Genomic DNA, 25,087 nt, shown 5'->3' with positions numbered 1-25,087 from the left:
GGGCAATGGATTGCGGCAGTGCATCGTGAGACGCCAACAACAGCGTCGCAGACACGGAGCAGACAAATTCAAACATGGAAATCCTCAAAAAAACTTGAGATAGCTTCCAAATTTAATGTGGCGCAAATTGGGCTGATGGGTGATTTTTATGGACCGAGCAGTGCGGCTCGGTTGCCCAGGGCGGCCTGAACAAATTGAAATGTATTTTGGCTTCGAAGCGATGCGAGGCCTTTTTTCTTATGTTATACAATATTTTGCCGAAAACACGACAATTTGCGTTTATGGCTGAAACAATCCACAAGAAATTGCGTTATCCACAAATATTTCGCTTTACTCAACGACCCTCGCGCACCTACCATATCAAGTGAGAGGGGAAGATAAAAATACTCCCCTTCGAGCAGGCACCAAGCGCTAGCAGACGCTGCCACGTCTCGGCGCAAACCAAGAAAGAGGTGGCGCTATGGCAGTTTCTGAGCAGTTTCTTGAAGAAGAAATTCATCCTATCGACATTGTCGAACATATTGCAGAACACCACGATTGGACCTTTGACCGGATCGCAGATGACCAGATTGCGATGGCGGTTGATGGGCAATGGCGGACCTATTCCATCACATTGGCATGGTCCTCATTTGATGAGACCCTGAAGATGGTTTGCTCCTTTGAAATGGAGCCTCCAACCGACAAGATGGCGGAACTTTATGAAGTTCTGAACAGCATCAACGACCAATGCTGGGCAGGCGGGTTTACCTTCTGGAATGATCAGAAGCTGATGATCTACCGCTACGGGCTGGTTCTGGCGGGTGGGCAAGTGGCAAGCCCAGACCAGATCGACACAGTGATCAATGTCGCCATCATGAGTGCCGAGCGCTTTTATCCAGCGATGCAACTCGCAACATGGGGCGGTCGTTCCGTGGAAGACGCGATGCAGGTCGCAATCGCCGAAGCCTACGGTCGGGCGTAATCAACGCTGTAATCATTGGGAATGAGGGCGGCGCAGCCGCCCTTCATCCCGTTTCCGCAAGCCAGCTTTCAGCGGCTTCCGTCTCTTTAAGATCAAAGCTCTTTATATCGATGCCGGGGAACAGCGCCCCTTCGATTTCAGCAGCCTTCTGCAGCCAGCCTGAATCGGTTAGCACAGCACAGCGGTCAAATTTACCCAGCAGCGAAAAAAGCTTTGGCAGATAGGTCATTTCGACACCAATCGCGGACAGGGTTGGCATCGCGAATTCTGGGATCGTGTAAAGCATGCGACCATGTTCGATGTTTTCGGATGCATGGATCATCTCATCCAAAGCAACGCGCATATTGATGGCGTCGATCTTCCCGCTCAATTCGATATCGACACGATTTTCCCCGGTCTTGGTCACCTTAAGCATGATGTTCTCCTTTCGGTGTCACCGACTCTAAAGCATCCGCGATTGCTTTCGTTGATGCAGGTCAAGCGATCAAGGCTAATTCTGCTCTCGACGCTCGCTTAGAAACGCGCCAAAGTGCGCCGTAAGTAAAAGGAGCCCCCGATGGATATGACGTATCTGGCCGAGAAAGGCCTTGTTTTGCTGGGATGTGGCAAAATGGGATCAGCCATGTTGGAAGGCTGGTTGAAGGACGGTCTGCCTGCCAAATCTGTTTACGTACAAGACCCGTATCCATCTGACTGGGTGCAGGAAAGCGGCGTGTATGTGAATGTCGATCTGCCTGCGGCACCTGCAATTGTTCTGATCGCTGTAAAGCCACAAATGATGGCCGAAGCACTGCCGGTGCTCAGGGCGATGGGCAACGGCCAGACGCTTTTTCTCTCCGTCGCGGCGGGGATTTCAATCGGAAGCTACGAAGACATTCTGGGTGGTGAGACGCCAATCATTCGCGCTATGCCGAATACGCCAGCAGCTGTCGGCAAAGGCATCACTGCCATTGTGGGCAACGGATATACAACTTCCGCGCATTTGGATCTGGCTGATCAGCTTCTCAGCGCTGTGGGGCAGGTCGTGCGTCTTCAGGCCGAAGATCAGATGGACGCGGTCACTGGCGTGTCGGGGTCCGGCCCGGCCTATGTGTTTCATATGATCGAGTGCCTCGCCAAAGCAGGCGAAGCTCAGGGTTTGGACGCTGATCTTGCAATGGCTCTGGCCAAGGCAACGGTTGCTGGGGCAGGGGCTCTTGCTGAGGATGCGGATGAAACCCCAAGCCAGCTGCGCGTCAATGTCACCAGCCCCAATGGCACCACACAGGCGGGGTTGGAGGTTTTGATGGATGAAACCACTGGCTTGCCTGACCTCATCAACAAAACCGTTGCCGCAGCGACGGATCGATCCAAGGAACTCGCCAATGGCTGAGATCACATTTGACGACTTTCTAAACGTCGATATCCGATCGGGCAAAATTGTCGAGGCCCAGCCCTATCCAGAGGCGCGCAAGCCTGCAATCAAGCTATGGGTCGATTTTGGTGAAGAGCTGGGGGTGAAAAAATCATCCGCCCAGATCACCAAACATTACACCCCTGAGACCCTGATCGGAAAACAGGTAATCGCAGTGGTGAATTTCCCGCCACGCCAGATCGGCAAATTCATGTCCGAAGTTCTGGTCCTTGGCCTGCCCGATGATGAGGGTGAGGTTGTTTTGCTTACGTCTGATAAAGACGTCCCAATGGGAGGGCGCATGTTTTGAAAACACTTCTAATTACCCGACCTTTGCCTGATCCAGTGATCGCTGCCGCTCAAGAGCTCTACGCCGTCACCGTGCGCCAAGACAAAAGCAAGATGAGCGCTGATGAAATGCGCGCAAGCCTACGTGACTACGATGCTGTTTTGCCGACTTTAGGGGATCACTATTCGGCAGAGATATTTGCGGATGTGCCAAACCCGCGCGCAAAGGTGCTGGCAAACTTCGGCGTGGGTTACAATCATATCGACGTAGATGCGGCACATGCTGCGGGTTTGCAGGTTTCCAACACACCCGGCGCCGTCACTGATGCGACCGCAGATATTGCACTGACTCTGATGCTGATGGCCTGTCGCCGTGCAGGAGAAGGTGAACGGATGGTGCGACGCGGCGAATGGCGCGGTTGGCACCCGATCCAGTTCCTGAGCCTGCATATGACCGGTAAAACACTGGGCATTGTCGGCATGGGGCGCATTGGTCAGGCCATAGCAAAACGCGCGCATTTTGGTTTTGATATGTCGATCAAATACGTCAACCGCTCAGCCAAAGAGATGGATTTTCCTTCTGAACAGGTGGCGACATTGAAAGAGCTCGCAGGGCAGGTGGATGTGTTGGTCGTTGCGCTTCCAGGAGGAGGTGACACGCACCATCTGATCAATGCTGAAGTCTTTGCAGCTATGCAATCACATGCGATTTTCATCAATATCGCGCGTGGAGAGATCGTCGACGAAGCTGCATTGATCACAGCATTGCAACAAGGCGAAATCGGCGGCGCTGGGCTGGATGTTTATGAATTCGAACCGAATGTCCCAGAAGAGCTGATTGCTTTGGAGAACGTGACGCTTCTTCCGCATCTAGGTACCGCTGCAATGGAGGTGCGCACGGGCATGGGCTTGATGGCAGTAGATAACCTCAGGGCCTTCTCTGCCGGTGAACCTCTGCCGAATGCTGTTTAAACACGCAGGTTAGTCTTGCGAATAATATTTTCGTCGCGCCTCTTCCTGAATGGCGCGGCGAAGCTGGATATCCGCCAATTTCTTCATTTCTGATTTGCGGGCATTTGGGTCGGTTGTCCGCTGCAGGACCTTTAGTTGTGCTTCTTCTTCGCGCTTCAACTCGATTTCCTTCGGTAGCGCGCCAGCCTCCGCCATGATCCGAAATCCGACGTTTTCAGAAAAGTCACCATCTCCGGCTTTTGGTAGGGGTTTGCCTTCCCCCTTTAAGCCCTCTAGCTGGCCGTCGCGTTCGGCTTTGCGAATCCGATATTCAGACAGGAATGAAAACTTCATTTGGCGGGCTCCATCATTGTTGCCACGCCCTTAATACAGGGACATTCAAACCGGATTTCTGCCCGTTAACGTAAAGTCATTTGCGGTGCGAGATTAATGCTCCATCGCTTCACGCCAATGGCGGCGACACAGCGACACATATGTTTCATTGCCACCGATCTGAACTTGAGCCCCGTCTTTCAACACATTGCCCGTATCATCTTGGCGCACCACCATAGTGGCCTTCTTGCCGCAATGACAGATCGTGCGTACCTCACGCATTTCGTCCGCAAGGGCGAGAAGGGCAGCCGAGCCTGGGAAAAGTTCTCCGCGAAAGTCAACGCGCAGCCCGTAGCACATGACCGGCACGCGCAGATCGTCCACGGCGCGGGCGAGCTGCCAGACTTGGTCTTTTGTTAGGAACTGCGCTTCGTCGATGAAAACACAGGCAACATCGTCTTGAGAAAAACGCGCCTCAAGTACAGAAAATAGATCATCCTCTGGGGTAAATGTCTGTGCAGCCTCAGAAATCCCAATTCGAGAGGCAATGCGACCCTCGCCTGCGCGGTGATCCAGTTTCGCCGTAAGCAGGAACGGCACCATGCCACGTTCACGATAATTGTGGGCGGCTTGCAGCAGGACAGTCGATTTTCCTGCGTTCATTGTCGAGTACTGAAAATAGAGCTTTGCCATGCCTGCAGATAGGCCCGGAGTTTCTGAGAAATCAAGTGGATTGCTGTGGATAAACGAAGTCCGGGTGGCTTACAGAAAGCCACCCGGATCTGCTTAAGAACTCTTTACAGGCGTGCGGTCGGACGAATGTCACTGGGGATGGCCGCACGCCATACCTTTGTCCCTCCTCAAGCAGAAACCCATCGCAGGGCACCCGAGGTTGTACCCGTTGACGAAGTTCGTCGCTCCGTTCCCAAGAAACATGGGGCGAACCGAAGTTTGAAATTCGATCAAGACAATTTACAAATGACAAAGGAGCGAATTGCCTTTAAGGGGAAAGACTTAGTGATTTCCCCCTCCTTGGGGGTGGGAGAGTAAGATTCGATCTTGGGGGACGTTTAATGGCCGGCGTTGGCAGCTACCTGAAAAAACACACTGAGGCGCTTGTCAAAGACGTCGGGATTGAAGCGGCCTGTCAGCTGACAGGGAAGTCCAAGGCCACTTTGGGCCGGTATTACTCCGAGCACGAAGAACACGCAGATCGGTTTATGCCGGTAGATGCGGTCGCGGCTTTGGAAGAGGCATCCAGCTACCCTCATGTGACCACAGCACTGGCGGAACTCAAAGGCATTACGCTCAGCTCCGATGAACGTCGTCGCAATCAGGACGACAAAGGCGGCGTGAACGCTGATGTGATTGCCCTAAGTCAGCGATTTGCGATGCTGATGGCCGAGTATAATCAGTCGATTGAGGATGGTGTCATCACCGTCAACGAAGCCAAACGTCTCTTGAAAGAAACACTTGCGCTGCAGCATGTGCTTCTGGATATGAAGCTACACTTGGAAGACGAAGCGACTTAAACCGCTTTCTCAAACGGATCTTCAGGATAACCCACGCCCGCAAGGTATAGCCCTTGCGGCGGGCATACTGGTCCGCAGGCGGCGCGATCTTTGGCTTCCAGCGCCTCGCGGACATCTTCTGGTGCCCAGGCTCCAGCCCCCACACGCTCCAAAGTGCCAACAAAACTGCGCACCTGATTGTGCAGGAATGACCGCGCGCGCACATAGAAATGTGCTTCAGGCCCCCAGGGCATTTCGACCTTTTCAACGCGCAGCTCATCCAGCGTTTTCTGAGGGCTCAGGGCCTGACAGATGGAGGAGCGGAAAGTGGTGAAGTCATGATTGCCCAGAAGGTAATTCGCACCTTCCTGCATGGCATCGATGTCCAACTGATGGTTAACCTGCCACACAAGCCCCGCCTGATGGGTTGCCGGTGCACGGCGCATTAAAATGCGAAAGAGATAACGGCGTTCGATTGCTGAAAACCGGGCATGCCAATCATCATCGACAACGGCTGCATCTACAATCGAAACCGGATCGGGTTTCAGGTGATAGTTCAGCGCTTCAGAAAGACGAAAAGGCGACCAATCCTTTTTCAGGTCGCAATGTGCCACCTGCGCGAGACCATGCACACCCGCGTCGGTGCGACCGGCAGCAGCAATTGTGTGCGCCCCCGGTTCCAGTTTTGACAAAGCAGCCTCAATGGCCCCCTGAACAGAAGGTTGGTCAGCTTGCCGTTGCCACCCCGCGAAGGGTGCTCCGTGGTATTCGACTTTCAAAGCAATGCGCATGCCCTCGCCATAGCGTCACATTGGGGGCCGTTCAACGGGTAAACGGTGGCTAAGAGGGGAGATGTACTGGCTTTTTCCCGCCCAGTTTTGCGATCCTGCCTATGGAAACGGTGCGTCTTGCTGCATATTTGCATGTAAGAAGATTGGGGGCAGATGTGATCATAACCGACTTGGCCAACGAAGTGTCACGCCGCGTGGAAGCGGTGGGCGATGGTCTGTCAGAAGCCCTGTTTGAACCGGTCATTCGCATCGGTGTCACAGGTTTGGCGCGATCTGGCAAAACGGTATTTATCACCTCCTTGGTGTCGAATTTGCTGGACCGCGGTCGCATGACCCAAGTGGCCGCGATCTCTGAGGGGCGTGTGTTAGGGGCCTACCTGCAGCCGCAACCGGATGTGACCGTTCCCCGGTTTGACTATGAAAATCACCGTGCGGCTTTGTTGGGGCCGAAGCCTCACTGGCCGGAAAGCACGCGCGCGGTCAGTGAATTGCGCCTGTCGCTCAAAGTGCAGCCCGCAGGACTTTTGGCAGGCCTGCAAAAGCCTCGAACAGTGCATTTGGACATCGTGGATTATCCCGGCGAATGGCTGCTGGATTTGGCGCTCCTCGACAAGACCTATGCGCAATGGAGCGCAGAAGTACTGGATCGATTGGCGGCACGACCAGAAGGGGCCGCTTATCTCGATGCCATCCATGACGTTGACGGTGCATCTCAACTAGAGGAGCCGAAGGCGCAGTTTCTTGCGCAGCGGTTTACCGAATATCTCAACACGGCGCGCGATGCTGGGTACTACGATTGTACACCTGGACGGTTCTTGTTGCCGGGTGACCTTGCCGGATCACCGGTTCTGACCTTTGCCCCGCTGCCAGAAAGCGACACACCCCGCCGATCTCTTGCGCGTGAAATGGCGCGCCGGTTTGAAGCCTATAAGGCCAAGGTGGTGAAACCTTTCTTTCAGGATCATTTCGCCCGTATCGACCGCCAAGTGGTGCTGGTCGATGCGCTCGGAGCCATTCATCGCGGGCCTAAGGCTGTGGAAGACATGCGTCAGGCGATGACGGATATCCTTTCGGCCTTCCGTCCCGGCAAAAACGCGTTCCTGAACCGGCTTCTGCTTGGCAAACGGGTCGAGCGCATTCTCTTTGCCGCCACCAAAGCCGACCACCTGCATCACCGCCAGCACGGTAAACTCACTGCCATTATGGAAGCGCTCACACGCGATGCACGCGACCGCGCGCAATTTGCTGGGGCACGAACGCAATCGCTATCTTTGGCGTCGCTACGGACGACCGTTGAGGAAACCGTAGATCACAAAGGCCGCCAACTTGATTGCGTACGTGGCACCTTGCTGGATGGTGGCAAGCAGGCCGCTTTCTTTCCGGGAGAATTGCCCGAAGATCCAAATCACATCCTTAGCGCTGCCAAGTCGGGTTCGGACAAATGGCTGCAAGAGGACTACCAATTCATGGCCTTCGCGCCTGCTGAACTCAGTCTGAAGCCCGGTTTCGGCCCGCCGCACATCCGTTTGGACCGCGCTGCGCAGTTCCTGATCGGGGACCGGTTATGAACGTGCTTCTGCGCCCAGCCACCGAGAGCGACAGCAATGATGTCGGTGACATCCTCTATGCTTTCCTTGATGAAACACCCTGGATGCCACGCATGCATAGCCGCCGTCAGACCCGCAAGTTTTGCGACTCTATGATTGCGCGCGGTTGGGTGACACTGGCCGTGGTTGACGGCGAACTGAAAGCTTTCATCTCTCGCGAAGAACAATTCATCCATGCGCTCTATGTCGTAGGTGATAGCTGCGGGCAGGGCATCGGGCATCGGCTCCTTCGGGACGCGCAAATGCAGGAGCTGGCGCTGGAGCTTTGGACCTTTCAGTTCAACGAAGGCGCGCAGCGGTTTTATCTGCGGGAAGGCTTCGTAGAAATGGAACGTACAGACGGGCAGGGCAATGACGAAAAGCTGCCCGACATTCGCTATCGCTGGGAAAGGGGCGCATCATGAGCAACGAAAACCAGAGCTCGGGACCAGTTCTGATCGAACTTGATGACGCGGCACCGGCTGTGCAAGACGCGCCCAATGTGCCGGATGAACTGCTTCCCACGCCAACGGGTCAGACGATGCAGCAAGTCGTGACCCTTGGTGCGCGCCGCCCTTCAGCCCTGTCGCGCTGGTTTTGGGGTCTTTTGCTGAGCGTTCTGACGGCTATCCTGTCGATTTCCGCATGGAATTTCGTGCAATCTTTGCTGGCGCAATACCCGCTCCTTGGCATGGGTTTCACCGCCCTTTTGGCAGGCCTGCTGCTGGTGTCTGTGGTGATTGTCGTCAAAGAACTGCTGGCCTTTGGCCGGTTGCGAAAAGTCGACAGCTTGCACCGCGCAGCGGATGCGGCCGTGGCAGATGACAACCTCGAAGCCTCCCGCAAAGTCGCGCGCGATTTGATAGCGCTGTACGCGAGCCGCGAAGAGACAGCATGGGGACGGGAGCGCTTAAGCGAGGGGCTAAACGATACGTTTGATGCGCCTGCTGTCTTTGCCTTAGCTGAAAAAGAGCTGCTGACCCCTCTGGATGCTTTGGCAAGCAAAGAAGTCGAAGCGGCTTCGCGTCAGGTGGCGACAGTCACGGCCCTGGTCCCCCTTGCGCTGGCAGATGTTGTCACTGCCTTGGTCGCCAATATTCGCATGATCCGCCGGATTGCGGAAGTCTACGCAGGCCGATCCGGCACGCTTGGCAGCTGGCGTCTGACCCGCGCCGTCATGGCGCATTTGGTGGCGACCGGTGCAGTTGCTGTCGGAGATGACCTGCTCAGTTCCATCGCGGGCGGGTCTGTTCTTGGAAAAATCAGCCGCCGCTTTGGCGAAGGTATGGTGAACGGGGCTTTGACGGCCCGCGTTGGGATTGCTGCGATGGAAGTCTGTCGTCCGCTGGCCTTCACCAAAAAGACACGCCCTTCAGTGCGTCAGTTGGTGAAACGGGCGCTCACAGGACTGTTCAGCTCTAACTCAGAATAGGCGGCTGGTCAGCGGGTTTCTGGACATGTTCCAAACCTAGCCGCAGCCCACGCCCAATGCGATGCGCCAGCGCCGAATAGGCACGCGCCGTATCAGGCGGTAGTTGATCCGCCAGCACCTCATCAAACAGCCTCAGCCAATTGGCAAAGTGCGCAGGCTTCACATTGCCGGCCATCATGTGCACTTGCATCGGATTGCCAGAATAAGAGCGCTCTTTCAGGATACCATTGCGCCAGAACGAAGCGATTTTGGCCTCATGTTCAGGCCAGTCTTTTGCTTCGATATGCGCCGCGAACACAGGGCCTAGCTCTGGGTGCTGTCGAATACGCGCATAGAAGGCGGTGACCACCTGATCGATCTGTTCGGCGCTGATCTCAAACAGCTGCATGGGATGGGCCATCTGGCACTCCTATCAATGACGTCCAAATCCCTGTTCTCGCCTGCGCACTCAACGCGAATTCCATGCGATATGCAATGCGGCGTGTTTGCCGCTTTACCCCGATGAAACACAGGCCTATAACGCAGACATGACCCGTGTAATGGCAATCATTATTCGAATTATATACCCGGCGCTCTGAAGCTACGAGCCGCCGGGACAAGGCGTATGGGATACCGCGCCGACCCTTCCATTTATTCCGACATCTGAAGATCGAAGGACGCCGAAAATGTGCGCCGACACCCCTGAAAATACCCTAGATTACAAAACCACGCTGAACCTGCCGAAAACCGATTTCCCAATGCGCGCAGGCCTGCCTAAGCGCGAGCCAGAATGGCTGAAACGCTGGGAAGAAATCGGGATCTACGACCGTCTGCGTGAAAAAGAAGGCCGCGCGCCATTTACGCTGCACGATGGCCCTCCCTATGCCAACGGCCACCTGCACATCGGCCACGCGCTGAACAAAACCATCAAAGACATGATCGTCCGGTCGCACCAGATGATGGGTTTTGACGCGCGATACGTACCGGGCTGGGACTGCCATGGTCTGCCAATCGAATGGAAAATCGAAGAGCAATACCGCCAGAAGGGCAAAGACAAAGACGCCGTTGACGTGGTTGAGTTCCGTCAGGAATGCCGCGCCTTCGCCGACAAATGGGTCGACATCCAGCGCGAAGAGTTCAAGCGTCTGGGCATCACCGGCAACTGGGCTGACCCATACCTGACGATGAACTACCACGCCGAAGCGGTCATCGCGGATGAGTTCATGAAGTTCTTGATGAACGGCACGCTCTATCAGGGCTCCAAGCCTGTGATGTGGTCCCCGGTTGAAAAGACCGCGCTGGCGGAAGCTGAGATCGAATATCACGATCACCAGAGCCACACGATCTGGGTGCCGTTTGAAATCACCTTCCTCGGTGGCGAAGGCGAGGCCGATGTTGCCGAAGACCTGCTGGACGCACGTGTTGTTATCTGGACTACCACCCCTTGGACGATCCCGTCCAATAAGGCGGTCGCTTACAATCCAAAGATCGCATACGGTCTCTACCGCGTGGATGCGACCGAGGAAGAAAGCTGGACCTCTGAAGGTGATCTTTACCTCTTGGCAGATACGCTTGCCGAAGACGTGCTGCAGAAATCCCGCGTGACCGAATTCACTCGTGTACGTGATGTGGCTGGCTCCGAACTCGACGGCGCACTCTGCAAGCACCCGTTCAACGGCATGGAAGGCGCAGACGGTTTCTGGGACTATGATGTTCCAATGATCGACGGCGACCACGTCACAGATGACGCCGGTACGGGTTTTGTGCACACTGCGCCAAGCCACGGTCAGGACGACTACGAATGTTTTGTCGCGCGCAACTGGATTGACCGCATGACCCACAATGTGGGTGAGGAATCCGAGTTCCTGCCGCATGTGCCGTTCTTTGCAGGCCTGCAGGTCTTTGATCGCAAAGGCAAGGAAGGCAAAGCCAACAACGCCGTGATCGCGAAACTGGTTGAGGCCGGTGGCATCATCGCGCGTGGCCGTGTGAAGCACAGCTATCCGCACTCCTGGCGCTCCAAAGCACCGGTGATCTTCCGTAATACGCCACAGTGGTTTGCCTCTGTGGACAAGGAAGTGGGCGATGGGCAGGACAAACTGGGCAAGACCATCCGCGACCGTGCGCTGACCGCCATCGACCAAGAGGTCAAATGGCATCCTCAGTCTGGTCGCAACCGTCTGTATTCCATGATGGAAGCGCGCCCGGATTGGGTGCTGTCCCGCCAACGTGCCTGGGGCGTGCCGCTGACTTGCTTCACCAAGAAAGACACGCTGCCAACAGATGCAGACTTCCTGCTGCGCAATGATGAGCTGAACGCGCGTATCAAAGCCGAGTTCGAAGAGCACGGTGCAGACATCTGGTACACCGAGGGCTTCAAAGAGAAGGTGCTCGATGGGATCGCCAACCCGGCGGATTACGATCAGGTCTATGACGTGCTCGACGTTTGGTTTGACTCTGGCTCCACCCACGCATTTGTGCTGCGCGATCGCGAAGATGGCACCGAGGACGGTATCGCCGATGTTTACATGGAAGGCACCGACCAGCACCGCGGTTGGTTCCACAGCTCCTTGCTGCAATCTGTCGGCACCGCAGGCCGCGCGCCTTATCGCAATGTTGTAACCCACGGCTTCACGCTGGACGAGAAGGGCAACAAGATGTCCAAATCTCTGGGCAACACCATCGTGCCAGAGAAAGTCGTGCAGCAATACGGTGCTGACATTCTGCGCCTCTGGGTGGCACAGACCGACTACACCGCCGACCAGCGGATCGGGCCGGAAATCCTGAAAGGTGTGGCCGACGGTTACCGCCGCCTGCGCAACACCATGCGTTACATGCTCGGCGCGCTGGGCAACTTCACCGAGGAAGATCGGACGGCACCAGCAGACATGCCGGAACTGGAGCGTTGGGTCCTGCACCGTTTGGCAGAACTCGATTTGAAAGTTCGTGAAGGCTATAAGGCCTATGATTTCCAAGGCGTGTTCTCTGCGATCTTCAACTTCGCAACGGTGGACCTGTCGGCCTTCTACTTCGACATTCGCAAAGACGCGCTGTACTGCGACGGCAACACATTGCGCCGCCGCGCATCCCGCACTGTAATGGATATCCTCTTCCACCGTCTGACCACATGGCTCGCGCCGATCATGGTCTTCACCATGGAAGATGTGTGGCTGGAGCGTTTCCCGGAAGAGGGCAGCTCTGTGCATCTGGTCGATATGCCGGAAACACCGTCAGATTGGCTTGACGAAGAACTGGCGGCGAAGTGGTCAAAGGTGCGCACCGTGCGTCGCGTTGTGACCGCTGCGCTGGAAGTGCAACGCGTCGATAAAGTCATCGGTTCCTCGCTTGAGGCGGCACCAGTCGTGCACGTGCGTGACGAAGATACGCTGGCGGCGCTGAAAACGGTTGCGTTCGAAGACGTCTGCATCACATCAGCGATCGAACTGACAGGTGACCCTAGCCCAGCCGAAGCTTTCCGCCTGCCGGAAGTTGAAGGTGTGGGTGTCGTCTTTGAAAAGGCTGAAGGTCAGAAGTGTCAGCGCTCTTGGAAGATCCTGCCGGATGTTGGCTCTGACCCTGAATTTCCTGATGTATCCGCGCGTGACGCCGCAGCGTTACACGAGCTACGCGCAGCGGGCTTGATCTAAGAAACAGAAAAGGCGCTCTGATTTCAGAGCGCCTTTATTCTTTTAATTATAATTGCTTAGCTCAAGATGCCTTCGCCGTCCTGCTCTGTCATATTCTCAAGGATTTCCAGAGCAGCTTCGCCTGATGCGGCTTTCTCATAAAGAGCGCCTGCAGCGCCTTCGCTGACGATCGTTCCGTCATCATCTTCCGGCGCTTCAACAACGATATCAGGCACCTCTTCTACAGGTGCTGCTTCGCCATCAATGACCTCAGGAACCTCATCGCCATTCGCGGCATCAAGCGCCCCGATGGAGATCGTCGCCTTCACGATGGAAACCGACAGGCTGAAACCATCTGGTCCGCTCTGAAAGCTCGCATTGAAAGACGTGTAGTTGAATGTGGTTTGGCTGCCACTTGCTTCTGAGTCAGGGGTGCCAAATCTATCGGCCAGTTTCTCGCCGAGCTTCGCTAACTGGTGATCTCCATCACCATTGGCAAGCCGAGATATAACTGGATGTTGAAAGGGGCGGTTGGCGTGGCCATGCGCAATGCCGTTCATAAGTCCGATCAAAGGTATTCTCCTTTTTATGATCTACTGCCTCGCTCAAAATATAACATAACGTGTTTAAAGCGGGGTTTGCGCCCATTTTGGCCGCATTGCCAATGTCGGGTAGGGTAAGCCGAACCGCATGTTGAATTGGTAAATCCTTGGCAACACGCGCCTAATCTGTTTCAGTCGGCGCGTTCAGTTCATGACAACGGACGATATTCAGGAGCCAAAATGCTTGATCTTGCCGTCTATATCCCGGCGTGTTTTGCCATCAACCTGGCCTTTGGGCCGAACAATTTGCTCGCCATGACCCATGGCGCGCAGGCGGGAACAGGGTTTGCTCTGCGTGCAGGGATGGGTCGTATTCTGGCCTTTGCACCGATGATTGCAATTTCCGCAATTGGGCTAGGGGTGATCCTATCTGCCTCGGCCATGGTGTTTACCGCCATTAAGATTTTCGGCGCGGCCTATCTGGTTTATTTGGGCATCAAGATTCTGCGTTCTTCTGCTTCGGCGGATCTCTCGGATCTCAAGCCACGCCAGCTGGAATTCCGCTCAGCGTTTCGCAGTGAGATGCTTGTGGCCTTTGGCAATCCGAAGGCGATTTTGGTCTTCGCGGCTTTTTTCCCGCAGTTTGTTGTCGTTGAAGATTACGCCCAGAGTTATCTGATCCTCGGCAGCCTGTTCCTCGTGATGGAGATCGCGGCCCTGTTCATCTATGCCGCAGTCGGCCAATTTGCCGCGCGGGCAGCTTCACGCCGTTTGCACTGGTTTCAGCGTGCATCTGGATTTGGCATGATCGGATTTGGCTTGCTGCTGCTCTTCACACCTAAGCCCGGCAATCAGGCTTTGGCGGGCTAGGAAATGCTGAGCGCGTGTTTTAATAGCCCGGTTGGTGCCTTGACCATCTATGAAGAAGACGGTGCGATCACCAGTGTTCGCTGGGATGAAACTGAGTCGGCGCATACGGCCTTGCTGGATCAGGCGGTGACACAACTTGCAGCCTATTTTGCAGGCGAGCTGCAGGTGTTTGATCTGCCGCTTTATGTCAAAGGCTCTGACTTTCAACGTGCCGTTTGCGATGAGATGTTAAAAATACCCTTTGGCGAAACCTGCACCTATGGCGATATCGCGAAGACGCTTGGCGTGTCTGCTCAGCCTGTTGGTGGGGCCTGTGGCGGCAATCCGATCCCAATTATCATCCCCTGTCATCGAGTGATGGGGGCAGGTGATAAACTGATTGGGTTTAGTGGAGCGGGCGGTGTGGAAACCAAAGTTGCCCTTCTGCGTCACGAAGGGGCAGGTGGCTTTCTGCTCTGACCTCGATCAAGGCGCGCCCATCCATTCGCTGCAATGTTGACGTGAAACCTGTGACGAAAGGGGATCACATGACAGATCGCGCAACTTCGAAAAAAGCCATTCATGACCGCCTGATGGCCTTGGAAGCGGGCGAATTGGCTGTTGCCATCAGCCACTACGAAGCGCATCTCAGCCAATCCCAAACCGGCGATCACGACATCCACGACAAAGATGATCAGGTGTCAGCACGCGAAAGCCGTGACTTGGCTGTCGCATTTGACGCCCCTGTACTGGCACATCACGCCAAAGTTGATGCGATTGAAAATACGGATTTTTCACTGACAGATACCGTCGGTCCAGGAGCGGTCGTGCGTTTCAACAACAGGTGCTTTGTCATCTGCGTCTCGACCACACGCTTTGATGTCGAAGGCAGCACCTATATGGGCATATCGACGGGCAGCCCGATCTATCAGGCCATGGCGGGTCTTAAGGCCGGCGACAGCTTTGCATTTAACGGTTCTGAATTTACCATCGAGGACGTACTTTAGGCTCTGTCAGGATGGCTGGCGGCCTAGGGCGCATCAAGCTCTGTTGTACGATCAGGAAAAATCTGCTGCACGAAGCCAACCAGCAGCAGATATACTGACGTGACCACCAAGCCCCAGTGCGCCCAACTCTCGGGATGAAAATCGACCCAGGCGGCCCAGGCCGCAAAGAAAGTCCATGCAAGCGCCATCGGTAGGGAAACAAGGCGCCATCGCTCGGTTCGAACTGGGTGGATAAATCGCAGCGGGAGGAACATAGCCACCGCCAGAGCGGCCACAAGCGACAGGCTGACCCAGAAATTTGGCTCAAGTGCGAAGATGACCAAGACCACCATATTCCAGCACCCGGGAAATCCAGAGAAGGAGTTGTCCTTTGTTTTCATGCGTGTATCGGCGAAATACATGGCTGATGCAAAGGTGATGATGATGATCGCAAACCAGCCGGTCCATCCGTCCATCAGCCCTGACTTGAAGAGCGCGAAGGCCGGGATAAACACATAGGTCAGATAGTCGATAATCAGATCAAGCAGAACGCCGTCAAATTCTGCAGCGTAGTGTTTGACGTGATATCGACGCGCCAGAGGGCCATCAATGCCATCGACCACAAAGGCCACCACAAGCCAAAGAAACATGAGGCTCCATTTTTCCTCCACGGCTGCCAACATGGCGAGCATGGCAAAAACGGCACCGGTTGCAGTCAATAGATGAACGGAAAGGGCTTTAATCTGTGGGCTCATGCACCTCTGATGGCGCATTCCGCCATCAGTTGCAACGCGAAGGAGCGCTTATTTTACAATGTGTTCGTCTTTCACAAACATATTGGCCCAAGCACGGTCAATCAGATCAGGAGTCATCTGGTAAGGAATACCCTCAAATTCACATATTGAGATCATCTGATCGATCAGGAAGACCGGCTGATAGTTCGCATATATATTATCGATCGTTGGGTATTTCTTCTGAAGAAGATGCACCAGCGCTGTTTCATCAAGCGGAATACCCTTTTTACGAGCGACCATGGCGAAGATCTTCAGGAAGTCTTCTTGGTCAGGACCATCGATTTTAATCTTAAAGAAGATCCGGCGCAGGGCCGCTTGGTCAAAGATTTCATTCGGGTGGAAGTTGGTCGAGAAGATAACCAGCGTATCAAACGGAGTTTCAAACTTCTCACCAGATTGCAACGCGAGGATATCGCGGCTCTCTTCAAGCGGTACAATCCAGCGGTTCACAAGCGCCTGCGGCGGTTCTTGCTGACGACCCAAGTCGTCGACAATGAAGATACCGCCAGCGGCCTTCAGTTGAAGCGGGGCCTGATAGGTGCGTGCGGTTGGGTTGTAGACCAAGTCCAGCATATCCAGCGTGAGTTCACCACCGGTGATCACGGTTGGACGGTCACAGCGCACATAACGCGTGTCAAAGCTGCGGCGGCGGCGCAGGCTGTTTGGGTCATCCACTTCGGATTCAGCTTTTGAATGCACGATAGGGTCGTACACAGTGATCACCTGTCCTGCATATTCAATCGCGCGAGGTACATAAACCTTGTCGCCCATGGCGTCGCGGATGCCGTTTGAGATCGAGGATTTACCGTTGCCCGGAGGGCCATACATCAGGATCGAACGACCAGCGCTGACTGCTGGGCCGAGGTGATCGAGTAGGCTGTCAGGGAGGATCAGATGCCCCATAGCGCCTGTGAGTTGTTCGCGTGAAATCTGGATGTTGCGGATGGACTGGCGTTTGATCTGCTCTCCGTAGACATGCAGAGGTACCGGCATCGCACCATAGTATTCCGACTGCGACAGCGCGTCCTGTGCGCGGGTTTTGCCGAGGTCTGTTAGCTGGTAACCCATTTCATTGCCGGAATTCGCGTTCAACGTACCGGTGGCTTCCAGAAACTTCTGTTCTCTCGCCATATCGATCAGTTCTTGCGTGACCGCGCGGGGTAGGCAGATCGCATGCGCCACTTCGCTGACCATATCCACATTTTTGCGGAACATGGTTTTCAACAGAATGTCGCGCATCATGACGATGGGGAGTTGCATATCCTCCAGCCGTTTCGGGGCAGGGGGGGCAATCACCGTCGTTGCGGCAGCTTCCATTGGCATATTCATGGTATGACCCTCGATCAAACGCGTAATAATCCGCTGCCCATGATGCGGAGGAACATGGCAGGAATGGGGCGCTGACAAGGTTAATGAATGTGCCGCTGCTGACGTTGGGAGGGGCACAGGCCAAAGGGCTGCTTATCCAATTGCCCCGAACAACAAGTAGAGCGCCAGTGTTCCACCAAGGGCCAGGCCCATCGGGAAATCCTTTTTCCGGGACCAGCTTTCCCAATTGGGAACAAGCTTGCGCACAGGGCTGTGTTTGGCCAACCGATGTGTGACCCAAGCTGCTAAAAGTGTTGTGGCAAAGATCATCGTCAACTGGGTGAAATCACCAAGTACAATGAAGGGCGCGGCGGCAGCGGCGAATTTTGCATCCCCGGCACCGACAGCTCCCACAGCGTTGAGCAGGATACCTATGATCAGGATGACCACGAGGTGCAGATAGCGCCAAAGGTAGGCCTCAAAGGGCAGGGCCAGCGGACCAATGACAACAAACACCAGAAACAGCGCGACAACCGCCTGATTGGTGATCTTCATCATCTTCATGTCGGTCCAAGCGACATAAAAGCAAATGGGCGTCACAAATGGCAGGAACCACAGCGCCTCAGCAGGGGTGATTTGCATCAGGCGTTTTCCAGCGCTCTGAGGCTACGAACTGCGGTTTCAAAGTGCTGTGGGTGGGTGTCGATCGCATCGCGCAGGAGCGCTTTGCCGATTTCCACATCGCCCTGCTTGATCGCAGAAAGCGCCATGGTGTGCAGAAGCTGCGCACGTTCGGTTTGTTCCATGGGCACAACTGGCAGCGAGTAGTTGCGCTGCGCGCCACGGGCCAGAACAAGGTTGTTTTTGGCGGTGAACAGTCCAGGGTCTTGGCGAATTGCATCGACAAACAGGCGTTCCGCTTCAGTGAAATCACCGCGTGTCAGTTTAGAATAGCCCCAGTTGTTCAAAACACCTGCCGGGCGGGTGGTTAAGCCCACAGCGATTTCATAGAAGCTATCGGCCTTTTTCCACTCTTTCGCTGAGTCAGCGACAACGGCTTCCAGGCGGTAACGTTTGAAGGATTCATGGGTGGGTGGGATTGCATCCAGAGTTTTGTCTGCCGTCTCCCATTCGCCAGTGCGGATCAGCGCATCTGCCAGATCTACCTGATCATCCAAAGTGCTTTCTGGGTTCTTCACAACCTTGCGCCACGCAGGAACGGCCTCATCGTAGCGACGCGCACGTACCAGTGACATGGCAAGGCCACGTTGAAGATCAACCCGACCTGGGTTTTCACCAAGCGTACGTTGGAAATAGGCGACCCCTTCGTTTGGATCAGCCGCGTTCAACATAATGTCTGAAAGTTCCGCGCCATCAATGGCGTTAACGGCTTCGAGGGCCCTGTCGACCTCGGCATCTCCGGCTTTTTGACAACCCGCCAATGCGACGGTTGCGGCCAGAGTCATGCTCACAAAAATAGAGTGGCGCATTTGCTGCGTCCTTTTTACTGCTCGTCTCTAAGGTGTTCTCCGAAGCAAATAGTCGCTGCTGCCCCGGCGCACCAATTTGAATTCTTCTTGTATTTGAGGGGCATCATAGGTGGAATTTTCTAATTTTGCGAGAGCCAAGCGTAAATTGTCACGAATTGCGTCACTTTCGCCATTATCCAGCGCATAGGCCTTCTTGAGCGATTGCACAGCTTCGGCGGTTTGATTGGTTTCCATCAGGACAATGCCGAGGTTGTTCCAGATTTCCGGGCGCATTTCGTCTTTGTTGATCGCGTCCCGGAGATTGTCTTCGGCTTGGCCGACACGTCCCAAAGCGAGGTTCGCAATGCCGACGTTTGAGAGCACTTCTGCGGTCAACCCATCAGTGGCGGCTGCCCGTGTGTAGGCTCGCAAAGCGAGCTCATGCTCTCCGGCATCCATCAATCGATGGCCGACAAGCATTTGATCTACTGACGTTTTGTTGGAGTCTAGGCTTGGAGCGAAAGGGCTGTCTTTGGATGTGCCAAGGCCGCCCGTGGTACAGGCGGCCAGTGCAAGACTGAGGATCAGAAGAGATTTTGACGTCAGTCGATAAAGATGTTTCAACGGGCCTACTGCGAGATATTTGTAATGTTCACAACAGACGGTGACACCAGGATCAAGAGAAGCGGCGGAACCGTCAGCATCATTGTGGCAAGGGTCATCTTGGTTGGCAACTTGTTTGCTGCTTCTTCAGCACGCATCACGCGTTTGTCACGCATTTCCGCCGAATAAACCCGAAGAGCGTCTGCGATTGGCGTACCAAAGGTGGTGGATTGGTTCATCACGGTCACAAAGCTTGACACATCGGTCACTCCGCAACGTTCACCCATATCGGACAGAACGGTGGATTTGTCCTTGCCCGCTTTCATCTCATGCGCGACGATCTCATATTCGTCTGCCATGGACGGGAAGCTTGCACGCAGTTCTTTGGCGACACGGATAATGGCTTGGTCCAGAGACTGACCTGCTTCAACACAAACCAGCATCATATCAAGGCTATCGGGGAAGCCGTTGGTGATTTCTTCCTTACGCTCTTCAACGCGACGGGTGATCCAGTACTTTGGCAGCAAGTAACCTGCCGCACCTGGGCCGAGCACGTACATCAGCGTTTGTTTGGTTGTCGCGGTTTCAGGGTCGAGCGCCATTGTGAAATAGGCCACACCGAGAATTAGACCAATGATGCCAAGTGCGAACTGCGCGAGATAGAAAGCACGCACAGCATCACGAGATTGATACCCCGCCTGCATCAGCTTCATCTGGATCGAAGACAGTTCTTCAGCGCTTTTTGGTTCAAGGAAAGCTTTGTACTTTTCGAGCTTCTCATTGTTGGACGCGCGACGCAGCTTTTCTTTCTTCGGATCGGATTTGATTTTGCTTACAGTGCCCTCACGGCCAGCTTTGCCAAGCTTGGAGATCGGGTCATTTTTGTCACGCAACATCAAAGCGAGCGCCATCATCACAATGATGATGCCAAGCCCACCGACTGCGATGATTGGGCCGAACGGGCCCATGGTGCCAGTTAGAAATTCGGAAAGCGTATCAAATAGGGGCATGGGGCGTCCTTACACTTTGATGTTGGTGAGAATGCGCATGACGATGAGGTTTGCTGCCAGGAACAGGCCAACGGCGATACAGCCCATCACAAACCATGGGTGGTCTCTTACATTGTCATAGTAATGTGGATCACTGAGGTTGATGAAGATCAACGCAGCCACAGGGAAACCGGACAAGAACTTACCGGACCATTTTGCCTCAGCCGTGATCGCCTTCACGCGACGGAATAGGCGGAAACGGGCGCGGATCACCTTGGAGAGACCCGCAAGGATTTCAGCCAAGTTACCACCAGATTGCTGCTGGATGGTCACGGCCACCGCGAGGAAGCGCATGTCCTGCATGTCCAGGCGTTCCGCCATGTCTTTCAGGGCTTCACCGACGTCACGGCCATAGGCGCTTTCGTCCGCAATAATGCCAAATTCGGTTGAAAGCGGGTCAGGGGTCTCTTTCGCGACGATCTGGATCGCGGAAGAGAAGGGGTGACCAACGCGCAGGGAGCGTACCATCAATTCAATCGCATCTGGCAGCTGCTCTTCGATCATAGAAACACGTTTGCCTGCCTTCATGCTGACCCATGTGTAGACACCGCCCACGCCAATCGCGATGGACATCACGAGGTTGGTTGCAATTCCAGCTTGCGTTCCCAGGCTCATTGCAGTGAATGCAACGCCGCTGAGCACTGCCATAATGATCATCAGTTGCTGCGGGCTAAAGGCGATCGCTGCCTTCTGCGCCTTGTCAGCCAACATAGAATACAGCGGGATCGAGCGTGTTTTGCCGTGCTGCGCCATTTCTTTGCGCAGCTGTTCCAGCACGTCCTGACGGGCCGCACCTTTGTCGAGCATTTCGAGGCGACGGCTAACTTTGTTGTTCAAGCTGATGGATTTACCAAAGACCGTCAGGTAGGCGCCCTCGACAAGGACAAGTACGCCAACAAAAATCAGGCCGTAAATCAGTAGTTCTGGACTAATAGGCATCGGATTTATCCTGCGGTCGGTTCATAGATATGCGCAGGCAGGTCGTAGCCCCACATGCGGAAACGTTCAGAGAAGTGGCTGCGCACGCCGGTCGCTGTGAAGTGACCCAAGATCTTATTCTCTGGGGTCAGACCTGTGCGCTGGAAGCGGAAGACCTCTTGCATTGAGATCACGTCACCTTCCATGCCGGTGATTTCAGTGATGGATGTCATGCGGCGGGAGCCGTCCTGTAGACGCGAGGCCTGTACAATCAGGTTCACCGCGGAGGAAATCTGCGAGCGAACCGCCTTGATCGGCATTTCGATACCGGCCATAGCAATCATGTTTTCCAGGCGGCTGACACCATCGCGTGCGGAGTTCGCGTGGATTGTTGTCATGGACCCATCGTGGCCGGTGTTCATCGCCTGCAACATGTCGATAACCTCTTCACCACGGGTCTCACCCACGATGATACGGTCAGGACGCATCCGCAGCGCGTTTTTCAGACAGTCGCGTGGGGAAACCTCGCCTTTGCCTTCCACGTTTGGTGGGCGGCTTTCCATACGACCAACGTGGGTCTGCTGGAGCTGAAGTTCCGCTGTATCCTCAATGGTTAGGATACGCTCGGAGTTGTCGATGAAAGAGCTTAGCGCGTTCAGTGTGGTTGTTTTACCAGAACCTGTACCACCCGACACGATCACGTTCAGACGTGTCGCAACAGCGGCCTGCAGGTAGGCCGCCATCTCTTCTGAGAAAGCGCCAAAGCTTACCAGATCATCGATACCCAGCTTGTCTTTCTTAAACTTACGAATGGACACCAGAGAGCCATCTACGGCAATCGGCGGCACCATCGCGTTGAAGCGAGAGCCGTCCGCCAAGCGGGCATCCACATAAGGGTTTGATTCATCAACCCGACGACCAACGGCAGATACGATCTTGTCGATGATCCGCAGCAGGTGCTTTTCGTCTTTAAAGGTGATGTCTGTCAGTTCAAGCTTACCAGAGCGTTCAACAAAGATCTGCTGTGGGCCGTTCACAAGAATATCGTTCACGCCGTCGTCTTGCAGCAAAGTCTCTAGAGGGCCGAGGCCGGTAACTTCATTGTACAGCTCCTGGAAGAGAACGGAGCGTTCTTGACGGTTCAGAACAATCGCGCGTTCTTGCAGGACCTCTGTAGATATTGCGTTGATTTCATTGCGCAAATCATTCTCGGAAGCAGATTCCAGCGCGGCCAGATTGAGATTGTCCAGAAGCTCGCGGTGCAGTTCAAGTTTGATTTCGGCCAGACGTTCTTTGCGCTTGCGGTCCTTGTCGCTTGCCTCAGCCTGTGCCTTGGCTTTTGGCATCGGCTTACGAAGTACAGCGCGCTCTTCTTCCACCGGAACAGTAGGAATTTCAGCCTCTGGCTTTGGCGCAGCTTTCGCTGCGGCCTTAACTGGCTTTGCGGGCGTATCTTTTTTGTATCTGCTAAACATCTACTTTATCCTCAAGCCGCCTGGCTGTTGTCTTCATCAAGCTCAAACAAAGATTTTGCGAGCTTGGCGATTTCTTTACGCAATGGGTTTTTGGCCGCGAGTTGCGCGAGTGGCTGTCCGTGGTCGCTGGATTGCATCACAGGGCGTCCACCATCGGGCAGCATCACGTCAATCGAGATATCAAGGCTTTCAGCCATGCGTTTCACACGGGCTTTGCCTGTTAAATCTGTGAATTTTGGTGCGCGGTTCAGCACATACCGCAGTTTTTCAAATGGTAGGTCTTCAGCCTGAAGTGCACGTTTCATGCGCATCGCGTTTTGCGCAGAGCGCATGTCGATTTCCATTGTTGCGAAATAAACATGGGCTTTGTTCAGGACAGTCTCTGTCCATTGAACAACCGTGTTTGGCATGTCTACGACCACAAAATCAAAATGGTGGCTGGCGACTTCCAATACGCGGTCGATGTCTTCTGGTGTGACCAGATCCAGTGGCAGCATATCTGGCGGAGCGGTCAGAACATTGAGCTTGTCGTCAAATTTCTGAAGCGCTTGGCCAAAGCTTTCGCTGTCCATGCTTTCTGTATCTTGCAGCAGTTCAAAAACGGCGTCGCGACGTGGCAGATCGAGGAATGTCGATGCGGAGCCAAATTGCAGGTCAAGATCCAAGAAGCAGACAGATGGGGATTGCTCTTTATTAACGGTCGCCAATTCCCAAGCCAGATTGACGGCCAAAGTCGTTGTTCCTGTGCCGCCGGCCAGACCATGCGCTGCAATGATGACACCATGACGTTTCGGGGCCGCCGCATTCAGAGATACAGGTGTTGCATCCTGAGGCTGGTCGGTTTTTGGTTTTGGCAGGTCTACCGCATCAATTTCGTCTGGGTCCGCGCGCATGGTTTCGACAACCTGCAGCAATTCACCAGATGGAGGCGGGTAGGGAATAAATTCATCTGCGCCCATGCGCAGAAGCTGGTGTAGCAAAGACGGGGTGACGTCTTCAGCAATCAATAGCGTTTTGATGCCTTTTTCTTTGGCAGCAATAACAACCTTCTTAAGAACTTCCGGATCGTCTTCATCCAGGTCATCGATGGCCAGCGCTATGAATTCTAGGGATTCCGCCTCTGGCTGATCAAAGAATTGCAGAGCGTCTTCGAAACCAAGATCGCCCCATTGCTCGCCCATGACCTCTTCCATGTCGACAATAAGCAGATCAAAATTCTGCACGTCGCGACAGACCGTGCAGGCCAGGATCGCGTTTGGATCAGAATTTTTCATTTCACTACTCGTCATAGCCTAACTTCCTCTGAGGATCGCGCCTGATCGACTCTCTCTGGTCGGTTCCAAGCGACGGCTCGACTCACATCAAGCACACTCATCCCGTTGGATGATTAGTGATGCCCAATGTGGGCAAGATTTGGGCTAAAACATCGTAATTGTGCGGTATCGTGGGACTTTTAGAAGGCAAAGGCCCCGTTATTGCGCAAATGAGAACAATAGAATTTTAGAGAGTTTACTAAAACAAATGGCCCGCGAATGCGGGCCATGAGGTTGGTATTGGCTTTGTTTCGCCTTTATTAACCACCGTCTTTCGCAATCGACGGAACCGCGCCGGTTGGAATTGGAACCGCGCTGGCAATGTATTCGCGGTAAATGACCGCCGCATATTTGCCGTCGAGAATATTTGGGTGCGCCTGAACAAATCCAGAGACCTCAGTGACTGTACGGCGATTGCGACGCTCACGGTCTTGGGTCACGATCACAGGCTGGGTTTCACCGAAGGAGGCCACCGCCTCAAGGCGAGAGCGGTCAATACCTTGGCTGACCAGATAGGAAACTGCTGCTCGCGCGCGACGCAGGCCGAGCCGCTTGTTGTAGGCTTGTGAGCCCACGGCGTCGGTGTGGCCATAGACGCGGAAGCGGACTTCCGGGAACTGAGCAATCCATTGTGCTTGCTGGCGAAGGGTTGCGCGAGCAGAGTCATCAAGAACTGCAGAGTTGAACTCGAAGTTCACAGTGCTGTTCACCTCATCGGCAAACCGCTTGGCAAGGCTGATTGTGTAGCTCTTGTCGCCGTTCTGGATCGCTATGTTATTCGCGGTCGCCGCGCCGAAGTCACCATGGGCGTCGGCAACTGCGCCGGCTTCTTGAAAGAAAGTCGGGAAACTCGCGTTAGGATCTTCACAAGCGGCGAGACTAACGAAAGCGACTGTTGTAATAAGTGCCTTTTTCATCTGCTGTTCTCCC

The 25,087-nt window shown here is 54.5% G+C and carries 28 protein-coding genes; 12 read left to right on the top strand and 16 right to left on the bottom strand.

The genetic code is table 11. The annotated features are described in order from the left end of the window. The first annotated feature begins 460 nt into the window (after positions 1-460). Positions 461-961 carry a YbjN domain-containing protein gene (locus M0D42_RS09970; protein ID WP_265018461.1) on the top strand — a complete coding sequence of 167 codons (501 nt, stop codon included), beginning with the start codon at positions 461-463 and terminating at the stop codon, positions 959-961. A gap of 43 nt (positions 962-1,004) precedes the next feature. Here the strand turns inward: M0D42_RS09970 and M0D42_RS09965 are convergent, their stop codons facing one another. Continuing rightward, positions 1,005-1,376 carry an STAS/SEC14 domain-containing protein gene (locus M0D42_RS09965; protein WP_265018460.1) on the bottom strand — a complete coding sequence of 124 codons (372 nt, stop codon included), beginning with the start codon at positions 1,374-1,376 and terminating at the stop codon, positions 1,005-1,007. A gap of 141 nt (positions 1,377-1,517) precedes the next feature. On the opposite strand from M0D42_RS09965, the gene proC reads away from it, so the two are divergent. Genes proC through M0D42_RS09950 form a run of 3 tightly spaced genes read left to right on the top strand, consistent with a single transcriptional unit; the run spans position 1,518 to position 3,614 of the window. Beyond that, on the top strand, positions 1,518-2,333 hold the full coding sequence (gene proC, locus M0D42_RS09960) for a pyrroline-5-carboxylate reductase (RefSeq protein ID WP_265018459.1): 816 nt from the start codon (positions 1,518-1,520) through the stop codon (positions 2,331-2,333). Beyond that, on the top strand, positions 2,326-2,664 hold the full coding sequence (locus M0D42_RS09955; RefSeq protein WP_265018458.1) for a tRNA-binding protein: 339 nt from the start codon (positions 2,326-2,328) through the stop codon (positions 2,662-2,664). The genes proC and M0D42_RS09955 overlap by 8 nt, the downstream gene beginning before the upstream one ends. Then, on the top strand, positions 2,661-3,614 hold the full coding sequence (locus M0D42_RS09950; RefSeq protein ID WP_265018457.1) for a 2-hydroxyacid dehydrogenase: 954 nt from the start codon (positions 2,661-2,663) through the stop codon (positions 3,612-3,614). Before M0D42_RS09955 ends, M0D42_RS09950 begins: the two co-directional genes overlap by 4 nt. Positions 3,615-3,623: 9 nt before the next feature. On the opposite strand, the gene M0D42_RS09945 is transcribed toward M0D42_RS09950, so the two are convergent. Both M0D42_RS09945 and M0D42_RS09940 read right to left on the bottom strand, forming a co-directional pair. After that, a complete protein-coding gene (locus M0D42_RS09945; protein WP_265018456.1) occupies positions 3,624-3,947 on the bottom strand; it encodes a DUF1992 domain-containing protein in 324 nt (107 codons plus the stop codon). Between the two features lie 93 nt (positions 3,948-4,040). Then, positions 4,041-4,619 carry a thymidine kinase gene (locus M0D42_RS09940; RefSeq protein ID WP_265018455.1) on the bottom strand — a complete coding sequence of 193 codons (579 nt, stop codon included), beginning with the start codon at positions 4,617-4,619 and terminating at the stop codon, positions 4,041-4,043. 380 nt (positions 4,620-4,999) lie between these two features. Between M0D42_RS09940 and M0D42_RS09935 the strand changes: the two genes are divergently transcribed. After that, on the top strand, positions 5,000-5,458 hold the full coding sequence (locus M0D42_RS09935; RefSeq protein WP_265018454.1) for a hypothetical protein: 459 nt from the start codon (positions 5,000-5,002) through the stop codon (positions 5,456-5,458). Here M0D42_RS09935 and truA read toward each other — a convergent pair. Beyond that, positions 5,455-6,228 (bottom strand): tRNA pseudouridine(38-40) synthase TruA, encoded by a 774-nt coding sequence (gene truA, locus M0D42_RS09930; protein WP_265018453.1) that lies wholly within the window; start codon positions 6,226-6,228, stop codon positions 5,455-5,457. The genes M0D42_RS09935 and truA overlap by 4 nt on opposite strands. Positions 6,229-6,383: 155 nt before the next feature. Between truA and M0D42_RS09925 the strand changes: the two genes are divergently transcribed. The 3 genes from M0D42_RS09925 to M0D42_RS09915 are packed head-to-tail and all read left to right on the top strand — an operon-like array spanning position 6,384 to position 9,246. After that, positions 6,384-7,796: a YcjX family protein gene (locus tag M0D42_RS09925; protein WP_265018452.1), complete on the top strand. Its 1,413-nt coding sequence runs from the start codon at positions 6,384-6,386 to the stop codon at positions 7,794-7,796. Next, positions 7,793-8,239, top strand: a complete 447-nt coding sequence (locus M0D42_RS09920) for a GNAT family N-acetyltransferase (protein WP_265018451.1) — start codon at positions 7,793-7,795, stop codon at positions 8,237-8,239. Before M0D42_RS09925 ends, M0D42_RS09920 begins: the two co-directional genes overlap by 4 nt. Beyond that, positions 8,236-9,246, top strand: coding sequence for a YcjF family protein (locus M0D42_RS09915; protein WP_265018450.1), 1,011 nt, complete (start codon positions 8,236-8,238; stop codon positions 9,244-9,246). Before M0D42_RS09920 ends, M0D42_RS09915 begins: the two co-directional genes overlap by 4 nt. Here the strand turns inward: M0D42_RS09915 and M0D42_RS09910 are convergent. Then, positions 9,233-9,646, bottom strand: coding sequence for a group III truncated hemoglobin (locus M0D42_RS09910; protein WP_265018449.1), 414 nt, complete (start codon positions 9,644-9,646; stop codon positions 9,233-9,235). The genes M0D42_RS09915 and M0D42_RS09910 overlap by 14 nt on opposite strands. 265 nt (positions 9,647-9,911) lie before the next feature. On the opposite strand from M0D42_RS09910, the gene ileS reads away from it, so the two are divergent. Continuing rightward, complete coding sequence (gene ileS, locus M0D42_RS09905; RefSeq protein WP_265018448.1) at positions 9,912-12,872, top strand: isoleucine--tRNA ligase; 2,961 nt, start codon at positions 9,912-9,914, stop codon at positions 12,870-12,872. A gap of 56 nt (positions 12,873-12,928) precedes the next feature. On the opposite strand, the gene M0D42_RS09900 is transcribed toward ileS, so the two are convergent. Next, on the bottom strand, positions 12,929-13,423 hold the full coding sequence (locus tag M0D42_RS09900) for a hypothetical protein (protein ID WP_265018447.1): 495 nt from the start codon (positions 13,421-13,423) through the stop codon (positions 12,929-12,931). 210 nt (positions 13,424-13,633) lie between these two features. Here M0D42_RS09900 and M0D42_RS09895 point away from each other — a divergent pair, with 210 nt between their 5' ends. From M0D42_RS09895 to M0D42_RS09885, 3 genes are all read left to right on the top strand, one after another. Beyond that, on the top strand, positions 13,634-14,263 hold the full coding sequence (locus M0D42_RS09895; protein WP_265018446.1) for a LysE family translocator: 630 nt from the start codon (positions 13,634-13,636) through the stop codon (positions 14,261-14,263). Between the two features lie 3 nt (positions 14,264-14,266). Beyond that, a complete protein-coding gene (locus M0D42_RS09890; RefSeq protein ID WP_265018445.1) occupies positions 14,267-14,722 on the top strand; it encodes a methylated-DNA--[protein]-cysteine S-methyltransferase in 456 nt (151 codons plus the stop codon). A 68-nt stretch (positions 14,723-14,790) separates the two neighbouring features. Further along, complete coding sequence (locus M0D42_RS09885) at positions 14,791-15,249, top strand: GreA/GreB family elongation factor (protein WP_265018444.1); 459 nt, start codon at positions 14,791-14,793, stop codon at positions 15,247-15,249. 23 nt (positions 15,250-15,272) lie between these two features. On the opposite strand, the gene M0D42_RS09880 is transcribed toward M0D42_RS09885, so the two are convergent. From M0D42_RS09880 to M0D42_RS09835, 10 genes are all read right to left on the bottom strand, one after another. Then, positions 15,273-15,983, bottom strand: a complete 711-nt coding sequence (locus M0D42_RS09880) for a CDP-alcohol phosphatidyltransferase family protein (protein WP_265018443.1) — start codon at positions 15,981-15,983, stop codon at positions 15,273-15,275. Between the two features lie 48 nt (positions 15,984-16,031). Beyond that, the gene (locus M0D42_RS09875; protein WP_265018442.1) at positions 16,032-17,351 is read right to left on the bottom strand and encodes an ATPase; all 1,320 of its coding nucleotides are present in this window, start codon (positions 17,349-17,351) and stop codon (positions 16,032-16,034) included. A gap of 132 nt (positions 17,352-17,483) precedes the next feature. Further along, on the bottom strand, positions 17,484-17,972 hold the full coding sequence (locus M0D42_RS09870; protein ID WP_265018441.1) for a prepilin peptidase: 489 nt from the start codon (positions 17,970-17,972) through the stop codon (positions 17,484-17,486). Then, positions 17,972-18,820 (bottom strand): tetratricopeptide repeat protein, encoded by an 849-nt coding sequence (locus tag M0D42_RS09865; protein ID WP_265018440.1) that lies wholly within the window; start codon positions 18,818-18,820, stop codon positions 17,972-17,974. Before M0D42_RS09865 ends, M0D42_RS09870 begins: the two co-directional genes overlap by 1 nt. A gap of 27 nt (positions 18,821-18,847) precedes the next feature. After that, the gene (locus M0D42_RS09860) at positions 18,848-19,423 is read right to left on the bottom strand and encodes a tetratricopeptide repeat protein (protein WP_265018439.1); all 576 of its coding nucleotides are present in this window, start codon (positions 19,421-19,423) and stop codon (positions 18,848-18,850) included. Between the two features lie 5 nt (positions 19,424-19,428). Then, positions 19,429-20,412 (bottom strand): type II secretion system F family protein, encoded by a 984-nt coding sequence (locus M0D42_RS09855; protein ID WP_265018438.1) that lies wholly within the window; start codon positions 20,410-20,412, stop codon positions 19,429-19,431. A gap of 9 nt (positions 20,413-20,421) precedes the next feature. After that, positions 20,422-21,390 carry a type II secretion system F family protein gene (locus M0D42_RS09850; RefSeq protein WP_265018437.1) on the bottom strand — a complete coding sequence of 323 codons (969 nt, stop codon included), beginning with the start codon at positions 21,388-21,390 and terminating at the stop codon, positions 20,422-20,424. A 5-nt stretch (positions 21,391-21,395) separates the two neighbouring features. Then, positions 21,396-22,844 carry a CpaF family protein gene (locus M0D42_RS09845; protein ID WP_265018436.1) on the bottom strand — a complete coding sequence of 483 codons (1,449 nt, stop codon included), beginning with the start codon at positions 22,842-22,844 and terminating at the stop codon, positions 21,396-21,398. An 11-nt stretch (positions 22,845-22,855) separates the two neighbouring features. Further along, positions 22,856-24,133: an AAA family ATPase gene (locus M0D42_RS09840; protein WP_265018435.1), complete on the bottom strand. Its 1,278-nt coding sequence runs from the start codon at positions 24,131-24,133 to the stop codon at positions 22,856-22,858. A gap of 284 nt (positions 24,134-24,417) precedes the next feature. After that, positions 24,418-25,074: an OmpA family protein gene (locus tag M0D42_RS09835; protein ID WP_265018434.1), complete on the bottom strand. Its 657-nt coding sequence runs from the start codon at positions 25,072-25,074 to the stop codon at positions 24,418-24,420. Positions 25,075-25,087 lie beyond the last annotated feature (13 nt).

Source organism: Cognatishimia activa, from assembly GCF_026016445.1.
Classification (GTDB): domain Bacteria; phylum Pseudomonadota; class Alphaproteobacteria; order Rhodobacterales; family Rhodobacteraceae; genus Cognatishimia; species Cognatishimia activa_B.
The sequence above is the reverse complement of the archived record's forward strand: the minus strand, read 5'-3'. Positions and strand labels throughout refer to the sequence as shown.

Coding starts and splice junctions, on each gene's coding strand:
- M0D42_RS09970 (WP_265018461.1), top strand. CDS start 461: ATGGCAGTTTCTGAGCAGTTTCTTGAAGAAGAAATTCATCCTATCGAC.
- M0D42_RS09965 (WP_265018460.1), bottom strand. CDS start 1,376: ATGCTTAAGGTGACCAAGACCGGGGAAAATCGTGTCGATATCGAATTG.
- proC (WP_265018459.1), top strand. CDS start 1,518: ATGGATATGACGTATCTGGCCGAGAAAGGCCTTGTTTTGCTGGGATGT.
- M0D42_RS09955 (WP_265018458.1), top strand. CDS start 2,326: ATGGCTGAGATCACATTTGACGACTTTCTAAACGTCGATATCCGATCG.
- M0D42_RS09945 (WP_265018456.1), bottom strand. CDS start 3,947: ATGAAGTTTTCATTCCTGTCTGAATATCGGATTCGCAAAGCCGAACGC.
- M0D42_RS09940 (WP_265018455.1), bottom strand. CDS start 4,619: ATGGCAAAGCTCTATTTTCAGTACTCGACAATGAACGCAGGAAAATCG.
- M0D42_RS09935 (WP_265018454.1), top strand. CDS start 5,000: ATGGCCGGCGTTGGCAGCTACCTGAAAAAACACACTGAGGCGCTTGTC.
- truA (WP_265018453.1), bottom strand. CDS start 6,228: ATGCGCATTGCTTTGAAAGTCGAATACCACGGAGCACCCTTCGCGGGG.
- M0D42_RS09920 (WP_265018451.1), top strand. CDS start 7,793: ATGAACGTGCTTCTGCGCCCAGCCACCGAGAGCGACAGCAATGATGTC.
- M0D42_RS09915 (WP_265018450.1), top strand. CDS start 8,236: ATGAGCAACGAAAACCAGAGCTCGGGACCAGTTCTGATCGAACTTGAT.
- M0D42_RS09910 (WP_265018449.1), bottom strand. CDS start 9,646: ATGGCCCATCCCATGCAGCTGTTTGAGATCAGCGCCGAACAGATCGAT.
- ileS (WP_265018448.1), top strand. CDS start 9,912: ATGTGCGCCGACACCCCTGAAAATACCCTAGATTACAAAACCACGCTG.
- M0D42_RS09895 (WP_265018446.1), top strand. CDS start 13,634: ATGCTTGATCTTGCCGTCTATATCCCGGCGTGTTTTGCCATCAACCTG.
- M0D42_RS09890 (WP_265018445.1), top strand. CDS start 14,267: ATGCTGAGCGCGTGTTTTAATAGCCCGGTTGGTGCCTTGACCATCTAT.
- M0D42_RS09885 (WP_265018444.1), top strand. CDS start 14,791: ATGACAGATCGCGCAACTTCGAAAAAAGCCATTCATGACCGCCTGATG.
- M0D42_RS09880 (WP_265018443.1), bottom strand. CDS start 15,983: ATGAGCCCACAGATTAAAGCCCTTTCCGTTCATCTATTGACTGCAACC.
- M0D42_RS09875 (WP_265018442.1), bottom strand. CDS start 17,351: ATGAATATGCCAATGGAAGCTGCCGCAACGACGGTGATTGCCCCCCCT.
- M0D42_RS09870 (WP_265018441.1), bottom strand. CDS start 17,972: ATGCAAATCACCCCTGCTGAGGCGCTGTGGTTCCTGCCATTTGTGACG.
- M0D42_RS09865 (WP_265018440.1), bottom strand. CDS start 18,820: ATGCGCCACTCTATTTTTGTGAGCATGACTCTGGCCGCAACCGTCGCA.
- M0D42_RS09855 (WP_265018438.1), bottom strand. CDS start 20,412: ATGCCCCTATTTGATACGCTTTCCGAATTTCTAACTGGCACCATGGGC.
- M0D42_RS09850 (WP_265018437.1), bottom strand. CDS start 21,390: ATGCCTATTAGTCCAGAACTACTGATTTACGGCCTGATTTTTGTTGGC.
- M0D42_RS09845 (WP_265018436.1), bottom strand. CDS start 22,844: ATGTTTAGCAGATACAAAAAAGATACGCCCGCAAAGCCAGTTAAGGCC.
- M0D42_RS09840 (WP_265018435.1), bottom strand. CDS start 24,133: ATGACGAGTAGTGAAATGAAAAATTCTGATCCAAACGCGATCCTGGCC.
- M0D42_RS09835 (WP_265018434.1), bottom strand. CDS start 25,074: ATGAAAAAGGCACTTATTACAACAGTCGCTTTCGTTAGTCTCGCCGCT.